The organism is Frankia tisae (genome assembly GCF_025403405.1).
GTDB lineage: Bacteria > Actinomycetota > Actinomycetes > Frankiales > Frankiaceae > Frankia > Frankia tisai.
Window position 1 is genome coordinate 1 of the sequence record NZ_JANEZT010000271.1, and the last position, 9,464, is coordinate 9,464.

Annotated in this window: 10 protein-coding genes; 6 read left to right on the forward strand and 4 right to left on the reverse strand. The window is 70.1% G+C overall.

The features are described from left to right. Positions 1-143: 143 nt before the first annotated feature. The gene (locus NBZ85_RS22160) at positions 144-623 is read right to left on the reverse strand and encodes a MarR family winged helix-turn-helix transcriptional regulator (RefSeq protein ID WP_261562527.1); all 480 of its coding nucleotides are present in this window, start codon (positions 621-623) and stop codon (positions 144-146) included. Between the two features lie 183 nt (positions 624-806). Here NBZ85_RS22160 and NBZ85_RS22165 point away from each other — a divergent pair, with 183 nt between their 5' ends. Next, positions 807-1,481, forward strand: a complete 675-nt coding sequence (locus NBZ85_RS22165; protein ID WP_261559677.1) for an SDR family NAD(P)-dependent oxidoreductase — start codon at positions 807-809, stop codon at positions 1,479-1,481. 26 nt (positions 1,482-1,507) lie between these two features. On the opposite strand, the gene NBZ85_RS22170 is transcribed toward NBZ85_RS22165, so the two are convergent. Next, positions 1,508-2,746 carry an ABC transporter substrate-binding protein gene (locus NBZ85_RS22170; protein WP_261559671.1) on the reverse strand — a complete coding sequence of 413 codons (1,239 nt, stop codon included), beginning with the start codon at positions 2,744-2,746 and terminating at the stop codon, positions 1,508-1,510. A gap of 500 nt (positions 2,747-3,246) precedes the next feature. Here NBZ85_RS22170 and NBZ85_RS22175 point away from each other — a divergent pair, with 500 nt between their 5' ends. Then, positions 3,247-3,738, forward strand: a complete 492-nt coding sequence (locus NBZ85_RS22175) for an NUDIX hydrolase (protein ID WP_261559670.1) — start codon at positions 3,247-3,249, stop codon at positions 3,736-3,738. Between the two features lie 102 nt (positions 3,739-3,840). Continuing rightward, positions 3,841-4,431 carry a DUF1707 SHOCT-like domain-containing protein gene (locus NBZ85_RS22180; protein ID WP_261559668.1) on the forward strand — a complete coding sequence of 197 codons (591 nt, stop codon included), beginning with the start codon at positions 3,841-3,843 and terminating at the stop codon, positions 4,429-4,431. Between the two features lie 211 nt (positions 4,432-4,642). On the opposite strand, the gene NBZ85_RS22185 is transcribed toward NBZ85_RS22180, so the two are convergent. Then, positions 4,643-5,239 (reverse strand): TetR/AcrR family transcriptional regulator, encoded by a 597-nt coding sequence (locus NBZ85_RS22185; RefSeq protein ID WP_261559666.1) that lies wholly within the window; start codon positions 5,237-5,239, stop codon positions 4,643-4,645. 177 nt (positions 5,240-5,416) lie between these two features. Between NBZ85_RS22185 and NBZ85_RS22190 the strand changes: the two genes are divergently transcribed. The 3 genes from NBZ85_RS22190 to NBZ85_RS22200 all read left to right on the forward strand — a co-directional run bounded on the left by NBZ85_RS22190 (position 5,417) and on the right by NBZ85_RS22200 (position 8,572). After that, a complete protein-coding gene (locus tag NBZ85_RS22190; protein WP_261562528.1) occupies positions 5,417-6,907 on the forward strand; it encodes an NAD(P)/FAD-dependent oxidoreductase in 1,491 nt (496 codons plus the stop codon). Positions 6,908-7,060: 153 nt separating this feature from the next. After that, complete coding sequence (locus tag NBZ85_RS22195; protein ID WP_261562529.1) at positions 7,061-7,642, forward strand: TetR/AcrR family transcriptional regulator; 582 nt, start codon at positions 7,061-7,063, stop codon at positions 7,640-7,642. Positions 7,643-7,717: 75 nt separating this feature from the next. Beyond that, complete coding sequence (locus NBZ85_RS22200; protein ID WP_261560428.1) at positions 7,718-8,572, forward strand: mycofactocin-coupled SDR family oxidoreductase; 855 nt, start codon at positions 7,718-7,720, stop codon at positions 8,570-8,572. A 282-nt stretch (positions 8,573-8,854) separates the two neighbouring features. Here the strand turns inward: NBZ85_RS22200 and NBZ85_RS22205 are convergent. Continuing rightward, positions 8,855-9,464 (reverse strand): TetR/AcrR family transcriptional regulator (locus tag NBZ85_RS22205; RefSeq protein ID WP_261560429.1); only part of this gene is annotated, 610 nt, incomplete at its 5' end.

Consider the following 9,464-nt stretch of genomic DNA (forward strand, 5'->3'; position numbering starts at 1 on the left):
CGGCAGCTTGCCTTCCCGGAACCAACGGTACGCAGTGACGTGATGCACACCCTCACGCTCAGCCCACTACTTCAAGTTCACTCATGCATCACACCACGCACTCAAACCGCAGCAGTTGGCAGCCCCTCACAGGCAAGTTCCCCTCACAGGCAGGGGCCGGAGGCGGCCGTGGAGTCCGCGAGCCGGGTGAGCAACACGCGCAGCAGGCGCCGCTCGTCCGGGCTGAACGCGGCGAGCAGCCGGGCCTCCGCCTCGTCGCGGGCCACGGCGATGCGTGTCTGCAGCCGCCGGCCGGCCTCGGTGACCTCGGGGATGCGGGCGCGCCGGTCGCGCAGGTCGAGGCGGCGCACGACGAGCTCGTCGCCTTCGAGCCGATCCAGCAGCGACGTCAGCGTGGTCTTGTCGACGCCGAGCTCCCGGCCGAGCTGGAGCTGGGTGCGGCCGCCTTCGACGCCGAGCGCGGTCAGCACGATCCAGTCGCGCACGCCGGCGAGGCCGTGCCCGCGGGCGACCGCGTCGAGCTCCCCCCGCATGCGCGCGGCCGCCCGGTTCAGCAGCCAGGTGAGGTCGGCAGCCTGCACGTCGGCAGCCTGCACGTCGGCAGCCTTGCCCCCATCAGGCATCGCCGTCGGGTCCACCGACAACTTCGCGGAGGGAGGCGACGGCACGGGCACGGGTGTCATCCTAGCGGATACCGTCCGGGGCAGGACGTTCCCATCTCGGACGTTCCGATCCCGGAGCATCCGCTACAGTGGCCCGCGGCTCCCCACGCCGCATCGCTTTCCACGACGCAAGGAGAACGGCAGATGCCGACCATCGCCATCATCGGGGCCGGGCCCGGACTCGGGCTGTCCATCGCGCGCCGCTTCGGCCGGGAGGGCTTCGCCGTCGCGCTGCTCTCCCGCAACCAGGCGAAGCTCGACGACCTCGCCGGCCAGCTCACCCAGGACGGGATCACGGCGGCCGGTTTCGCCGCCGACGTCCTCGACCGGCCGTCCCTCGTCGACGCGCTCACCCGCGCCGAGGCGCAGCTCGGCCCGATCGACGTGCTGGAGTACTCCCCCGCGCCGGCCGGGCGGCAGAATGCCCTGAACCCGATCGTCGAGGCGCTCGACGTGACGGTGGAGAGCATCCAGCCGGAGATCGAGTACTACGTGTACGGGGCGGTCACCGCGATCCAGCACGTGCTGCCCGGCATGATCGAGCGCGGCACCGGAACGCTGCTGGTCACCACCGGAGCCTCGTCCGCGCTGGTCTTCCCCCGGATGGGCAACGTCGGCCTCGCGACCGCCGCACTGCGCAACTGGGTGTTGGCGCTCAACGCCTCCCTCGCCGACAAGGGTGTGTACGCCGCCCACGTGCCACTCGCGACCTTCATCGGCCGTGGCGGCCCCGAGACCCAGGCGGACACGATCGCCGAGATCTACTGGGAGCTGTACACCAAGCGCGACCAGGCCGAGCGACTCTACTCGACCCTCTGAGCTCCGCTCTGGTGCTCGTGCCGTGGTCAGGGGCTGAGCTCGTGGCCGCAGAGATTCGGCTCCACCACGACGAACCCGCTGCCGGCCGCATTGGCCTGGACGAAGGAATAGCACGTGGTGGGGCGGGCGGCGCCGTCCCGGAAACTGATGGTGCTGATCAGTCCGTCGGCGTCGTAACTGTTCACCGCGCGCAGGCCGTCGATGAATCCCTGCCGGGTCGGGCAGCTCCCGGCGAGTTGCAGACCGCGCAGGAAGATATCGGCGCTGATGTAGGAGATCACCGCAATATCCTGCTCGGGCTGGGCGACCTGCGGCGCAAACTGGCGCATCGCCGCGAGATAGGCGCTGATGCCCGGCCCGCCGATCTCGAAAGGCCGGTAGAACACCGGCACGGAGATTCCCGCCGCCTGCGGACCGACGGCATGCAGCAACGCATGGTCATACCCGTTGGCGGACAGGACGACCTTCGGGTTGTGGCCCGCGTTGCGCAGCACGGTCAGGACCGCGACGAGGTCCTTCGGCTCGATGATGCCGACGATGGTGTCCGCGCGGGCGGCGACGATCCGCCGGGCGACCGCCACCGGATCGTCGACGCCCGTGGTGAAGGTGACCGCGCCCAGGACCTGGACGCCGGCCGCCGCCAGGCTGCGCGCGTACGTCGAGGCGGTGGTGGAGATGCCCGCCGACAGCGCGGTCTGCAGGATCACCGCACGGCTGCCTCCCTGGTCCCGGACGAACCGGCCCTGGGTGTCGACGGCCGCGTCGGTGGCCGTGGTGGCGGCGAACATGTTCCGGTCCTGCGACCAGACCTGCTCCGAGGCCAGGCCCGTCACCGGAACGCCCTGCTGGGCGAGGTACCCGGCGCTGCCCGACGCCGCGACGGACAGCTCGACGACGCCGAAGACCCGCCGCTGTTCGACGAGGTCACGCGCGGCGATGCCGTTCGCCAGCGGCGAGCCCTGGTCGTCGCGCCACTGGTAGACAACGCGCCGCCCGTTGACACCGCCGGCGGCGTTCACCGCCCCGAGCCGCGCGTCGATCCCCGCCCGAGCCGCCTCGAAGATCGGCGAGACCGGCCCCGAGTCCGGATACAGCACGCCAAGATCGATCCGGTCGCTGCTCACCCCCGGGCTGGCGCAGGCCGCGACCGACGAGGTGTCGCCCGGTCCGCATCCCACGAGCGTGACCCCCGCGACGGCAAGCGCGGTGACGACCGCCCAGGCGCGCGGGCAGCGGCGGGTGGATGTCCGGTGGCGCGAGAACACGAGAACCCCTGAGCGGTCGTCGTGACAGGAGAGGACGCGACCCGAAAACGGGCAGTGGAGGGCCTGGCTTGCCACCCCAAATCACGGGGTGACAATCCACGGGTCGATCAGAAAGACAGAGACCGGAGCGAACCATACCAAGTCACCGCCATCGGGATGCCGCCACCTACACGCGACAGACACGAGCGCATCAATCGGGAAGAAGATACGACGGAAACGTCAAATTCCCGTTCCCTGCCGTTCACCTGCCGGCCACCGGTTCGCTTTCCTATCACCCGCCCAGACACAGATAACCCGGAATCCAATCATCGACAACCTCGAACGTCCCGATTTCCCGAGCCGCGTGATCAGCGTTACAGCCGACCCCACCAGAGCAGTCGGCCCGATGCCGGGCCTCGACGACCACGTCCATCCCGAGCGGGTCAGTGCGGCATCCATGCGCGCTCTCCAGGCGGGTCGCCGATGATCCCCGGCCGCTGACGGCGGATACCGTCGACGGGGTGAACGACGACGGAGAGCCTGCTGTCCGCGACGAGCACCGGACACCGGTGGACGTGCTGCTGCTGGTGGTCCGCGAGGGTCGGCTGCTGCTGACCCGGCGGGCCGGGGACATCTACGGCAGCGGGTGGTGGGCGCTGCCCAGCGGACGTCTCGAGCCGGACGAGGACGTGGTGACCGCGGCCGTCCGCGAGCTGGACGAGGAGCTGGGGCTGCGGGTCGAGGAGGACGACGTCGTCTTCGTCGGCGTCACCCACGCCCTGCCGCCGGACAGCGGCGCCCGGATCGGCTTCGGCTTCCTCGTCGCCCGATGGGCGGGTGAGCCAACCATCCGGGAGCCGGAGCTGTGCTCGGCGCTGCAGTGGTACGCGCCCGACGAGCTGCCCGAGCGGACACTGCCCTACACCAGAGAGATCGTCCGCCTGCACCTGCAGGGCGAACACTTCTCTCGGGCCGGCTGGCCGCCGAGCACCCTGCCCCACCCGGCAGGCTGAGAAGCGGACCGCTGGCAGCCTGCTTGGCTGCACCCGCAGCGAAGCCGGGACATCCGACATAACGTGGATATGGGTGGTGCAACCTCCAGCGGAGGAGCGGCGATGACGGACGACGCACGGGATCTCGGCACTGCGAAGAACGGACCGGACGGCGCTGCCCCGCACTCGAGGCCGGACTCCGGGATCGTCAGACCTGCACCGAGCCATACCAGCCCGGGCGATCCGAACCACGACGGTCCCGCGCCGATCCTCGGCACCGGCGGTGTCAGAGCCACCGGCGGTGTGCGGGCCAGCGACGCGGACCGTACGCGCACCGCCGACTGGCTCGCCTGGGCGGCCGGCACCGGGCAGCTCACCCTGGACGAGGCGGATGAGCGGCTGGCCCGCGCCTACGCGGCCCGCACCCTCGACGAGCTCGCCCCACTCACCGCGGACCTGCAGCCCAGGCCGCAACCCGCCGAGCCGTCGGCGCAGCGTCCCGGCCTGCGCGATCGACTGCACGGGCTCGAGCCGGTTGGCTCGCCGCACGCCGTGATCCCGGTCGCGATTCTCGCCCTCTTCCTGACCTTGTCGATCCTGACGCACGGCGCCATGTGGTTCCCCTGGCCCCTCATCGCCGTCGGGATGATCGCCGGCAAGGCGCACCACCGCCATCACCACACGCCGGGACCGCACCGGCATCGAGACCGCTGACATCCCGTCGCTCCGACAGATCCGGCCGTCGAGCGTTCGCCGTGGGGTACGGATCGCTCGGGGTTGCCGTCCCCGGTGTGGCGCCGTCAGCGGGTGGCTGGGTCGGGTCGCAGGTCCTCGTGGAGAAGGTCCATGAGGAGCCCGTCCTGAAAGGTGCCGTCGGGCCAGCGCCCGTACCGCCAACTGGGCCTATCTGCCAGGATGGGCGCGATCAGGGCTGACCGTAGCCGCGGACGAACAGCCGGACGCAGGATCGCAGCGCGGCGTCGAGTTCCCGCTCGCCCGGGTCGGCGGAGGCGGCGCCGGCGATGGTGCCGAGCACGGTGAGCTGCCAGCCGGTTCCCCACACAAGCGCGATGAACTGGCCTGCAGCACGAGTCGGATCATCGAGGTAGAGCCCACCGCCATGCGCCAGACGGGCAAGCAGGCCGGTCACCTCGGCGAACACCGGCGCCGCGACCTGGTCGCGCCAGAGCGCGAGCAGCTCCGGCTGGCGCTCGCCCTCCGCCTGCAGGAGTCGGCGCAGCGAGGCGGCGCGCGGGTTGCTCGCGATCGCGAGCAGCCGGCGGGCGAGGTCGTTGAGGCAGCTCTCGGCGTCGGGCAGGGGTCCGTGAAAGCCCGAGCTCGCCTCGCGCAGCACGTCGAGGGTCGCGGCCAGATGCGCGTCGACGACGGCGCGGAACAGCGTTTCCTTGTCCCCGAAGTGGTTGTAGACAGTCTGCCGCGACACGGGCGTCGCGGCGGCGATCTCGTCGAGGGCCGTGGCCGCGTACCCCTGTCGGGCGAACAGGCCGAGCGCCGCCTCCATGATCGCTTCCCGTTTGGCGGGAAGCCCGCGCCGGGTTGACCGGGGGGACCTGGTGGCATCGGCTGACACCCACCCAGGCTATCTTTGGACAGTCATGTCCAACTCTCTAGACATCATCGTCCATCCCTTGGAGAGCGGACCTCGCGCGTCGACCCTGTCGTCGATCAAGGAGATCATGTGCCCACGCCCGACCATCCCCAGACAGTGATCATCGGAGCCGGCCCCGCCGGGCTGACAGCCGCCTACCAGCTCGCGAGCCGCGGCGCGCCTGTCGCGGTCGTCGAGGCCGACGATGTGGTCGGCGGAATCAGCCGGACCGTCGTGCGTGACGGTTGGCGCTTCGACATAGGCGGGCACCGATTCTTCACCAGGGTGGACCGCGTCGACGCGCTCTGGCACGAGATCCTGTCCGAGGACGACTTCCTGCTCCGTCCTCGGATGAGCCGTATCTATTACCAGGGAAAGCTCTACGACTACCCACTGAAGCCCCTGAACGCGTTGCACAACCTGGGACCCGGGGAGGCCGCGCTCGCCATCGTCTCCTATCTACGGGCGCGCATCCGGCCGCCACGGGACCAGGACGCCAACTACGAATCCTGGCTGGTGGCCCGGTTCGGCTGGCGACTCTATCGCACCTTCTTCAAGACGTACACGGAGAAGGTGTGGGGCATTCCGGTCAGCGAGATGCCGGCCGACTGGGCGGCACAGCGGGTCAAGAATCTGTCTCTTGCGGCGGCGATCCTGGACGCGTTTCGTCCCGGCCGGAACCGGAAGGAGATCACGAGCCTCATCGAGGAGTTCCACTACCCCAAGTACGGGCCGGGGATGATGTGGGAGGAGGCCGCCCGCAAGGTCGAGAAGATGGGCGGGACACTGACGATGAATGCCGCGGTCACCGCGGTGCATCGGCAGCACGGTCGCGCGGTCGCCGTGACCGTCACCTCCCGGTCCGGGGAGCGGCACCGGCTGGCCGCCGACCACGTGATCTCCTCGATGCCACTGTCGACGCTCATCACCTGCATGGACCCACCCGCACCCCCGTCGGTCCTCGAAGCCGCCCGAGACCTGCGCTATCGCGACTACCTGACCGTCGCCCTCGTCGTCCCAGGCGAGTTCAGCTTCCCGGACAACTGGATCTACATTCACGACCCGGGCGTGCGGGTCGGCCGGATCCAGAATTACGGCTCCTGGTCACCCTTCCTGGTGAAGGAGGGACGGACCTGCCTCGGCCTGGAGTTCTTCGTCTTCGAGGGCGACGACATGTGGACGAAACCGGACGACCAGCTTGTCGCCCAGGCGACCGCCGAACTGGAGTCCCTACAGCTCATTCGTCCGGGCGCCGTCGAGGCCGGCTATGTCGTACGGGTCCCCAAGGCTTATCCGACGTATGATCAGCACTACCGGCGCAACGTCGAGATCATGCGGGCATGGCTCGCGGAGCACGCACCCAACTCGCATCCGGTCGGCCGCAACGGTATGCACCGGTACAACAACGCCGACCACTCGATGCTGACGGCGATGCTCACCGTCGAAAACATCCTCGACGACGCGAAGCACGACGTCTGGACCGTCAACGTCGAACAGGAATACCACGAGGAGAGGCCCGCGAGCGGCACCGGAAGGATCACGGGAACCGGTCGCGACGCTCCGGTGATCCCCCGAGGCTGACCGTACGCCCCGGCAGACCGATCTGGCCAAGGACGACCGTCATCGGCCTGGAACGATGCAGTACGGACCAGTAGACGACAGGTGTCCGTTAGGGCTAGCGTCGGCCGGGTGAGCCCGGAATGCGACCTCAGCCGCGGCGCACGCCAGCGTCCGATGATCGACAACGCGGACCCGAGGGCGGTGCGCACGCGGGCGCGGCTGGTGGCCGCCTTTCACGAGGCGGTGCGGGTGGCGGATCCGAGCGAGATGTCGGTCAGCGCGCTCGCCCGCGCGGCCGGGATCAACCGCACGTCGTTCTACACACACTTCGCGACGCCGGAGGATCTGGCGATCTACGCGCTCGGCGAGGTGTTCGACGTGGTCCAGGGCGCCGACATCGCGATGCGCACGCGGCACAGCGTCAGCGCCGCCGAGGCGAGCCAGCGCGCGCTGCGGGACATCGTCCACTTCGTGGACTCCCACCGCGCCGTCTACGCCCGCCTGCTGGGGCCCGGCGCGGCGCCCCGGCTGGTGCAGGCGATCGCCGACGCGTTCACCGAGCACACCGTCGAGGCACTCGGGCGGATGGACAGCCGCCCGCCGGGGGTCGACATCACCCTCACCGCGCGGTTCCTCGCCGGTGGGGTGCTCGGCGTCGTGGGCCGCTGGCTTGCCGACCCACCGGAACGCTGGCCGCCGGAGCGCCTGATCGAGGCGCTTGTGCTCTGTCTGCCGGGCTGGTTGACCGCCGGCTGACCCAGGTCGGGCCGCAGCGTGAACGCTGAGCTCGCGCATCCGAACAACACCGATCAGACGCGAGGAGTGGCACAGATGGGAATGCTCGAGGGCAAGGTCGCACTGATCACCGGTGGTGCACGCGGGCAGGGCCGGGCGCACGCCGTCACCTGCGCGCGCGAGGGCGCCGACGTCATCATCGTCGACATCACCGAGCAGCTCTCGACGGTGGCGTACAAGATGGCGATCCAGGCCGACTTCGACGAGACCGTGGCCCAGGTCGAGGCCCTCGGCCGGCGGGCGCTGGCCATCGAGGCGGACGTCCGGTCGCAGTCGGAACTCGATGACGCGGTCGCGCGGGGCATCGCCGAATTCGGAAAGATTGACATTCTGATCGCCAACGCCGGCATCTGGACGCAGGCGCCCTTCTGGAAACTCACCGAGGACCAGTGGGAGGAGATGATCAGCGTCAACCTGACCGGGGTGTGGAAGTCCGCCAAGGCGGTCACCCCGCACATGATCGAGCGCCAGAGCGGCTCGATCGTCATCACCTCGTCGGTCAACGGCCTCGAGCCCGGCCAGAACTACGCCCACTACGTCTCCGCGAAGCACGGCGTCATCGGGCTGATGAAGAACATCGCGTTGGAGCTGGCCCGCTACGGGATTCGCTGCAACTCCATCAACCCGGGCGCGATCCTCACCCCGATGACCGACCACCAGGCCGCCTGGGACATGTTCGCCGGCCACCCCGGCGGCACCGAGGCGGACATGATCGAGGGCGGCTACCACTACGGCGCCCTGAAGGGAACGACGTTCCTGGACCCGCAGGCCATCGCCGACACCGCGCTCTATCTGAACTCCGACCTGGCGGCGAACGTCACCGGCGTGACCATCCCCGTCGACGCCGGCCACCTGCTCATCCCCGGCGTCAACGCGAACCCCTCGCGATAGGCCCTTGGGCCGGGCTGGTGTTCGGGCTAACGGGGGCCACTGGCCGGCGACCATCAGCCCGCCCGGCTTTCCCGGCCAGGTCACGGTCGGATCGTGCCGAAGCTCAGAAAGATCCCCGCGTATGCGGGGACGACCTCGGCAGCGGGCAGCCCATCGACGTCGCGCTGGGGATATCCCCGCGCGTGCGGGGACGACACTTGCTGAGCTAGGACTTTAGCAACCCACCGGCACGTTTACGTCAATAGGAGTGCGGGGTTCGGACGGGAAGCGGCGCCGGCCGGTTCAGGATGCGGCGGCGCGCTCGGCGGCGAGGGCATCGGCGACGCCGTCGAGCACCATGTCGAGGCCCGCGGCGAAATCGGTGGCGGCCCGGTCGCGGGCCTGCTCCGGCGCGGGCGTCAGCAGCGCGCCGGAGGTGTAGAAGAACAGCACGCGCAGCACCCGGTCGGCGCCGGCGGGGGCGAAGCCGGCCCGGGTGAGTGCGGCGTGCAACGGGTAGTAGAGCCGGCCGGTGTCGGGGTCGCCGGAGTGCGCCGCGAGATGGGCGGCGAGGCCGCGGCAGCTCCCGACGACCTCGTGCATCCGGATCAGGAACGAGCGCAGCCGGGGACGCCAGTCCGCGTCGGGGGTGTCGGCGTCGAGTACCCGCGTGTACAGCTCGGCGGTCACCAGGCGGAGCAGGTCGTCCTTGGTCGCGACGTGCTTGTAGGTCGCGCCGAGGGACACCCCCAGGGACTGGGAGAGACGGCGCATCGTCAGCCCCTCGACGCCGTCCCGCTCGATGATCGACAGCGCGAACGCGACGATCTCGGCCTCGCGCAGGGCGCCTTGGCGGGGGGTTCGGGGGTCGGCGGTGCGCGCGCCCCGCGCGCCGGGCGGGTCGCGGTCCATC

What these genes read in the sequence shown, in the direction of transcription:
- NBZ85_RS22200 (WP_261560428.1), top strand. Translation starts at nt 7,718, where the DNA reads ATGGGAATGCTCGAGGGCAAGGTCGCACTGATCACCGGTGGTGCACGC.
- NBZ85_RS22165 (WP_261559677.1), top strand. Translation starts at nt 807, where the DNA reads ATGCCGACCATCGCCATCATCGGGGCCGGGCCCGGACTCGGGCTGTCC.
- NBZ85_RS22160 (WP_261562527.1), bottom strand. Translation starts at nt 623, where the DNA reads ATGCCTGATGGGGGCAAGGCTGCCGACGTGCAGGCTGCCGACGTGCAG.
- NBZ85_RS22195 (WP_261562529.1), top strand. Translation starts at nt 7,061, where the DNA reads ATGATCGACAACGCGGACCCGAGGGCGGTGCGCACGCGGGCGCGGCTG.
- NBZ85_RS22180 (WP_261559668.1), top strand. Translation starts at nt 3,841, where the DNA reads ATGACGGACGACGCACGGGATCTCGGCACTGCGAAGAACGGACCGGAC.
- NBZ85_RS22185 (WP_261559666.1), bottom strand. Translation starts at nt 5,239, where the DNA reads ATGGAGGCGGCGCTCGGCCTGTTCGCCCGACAGGGGTACGCGGCCACG.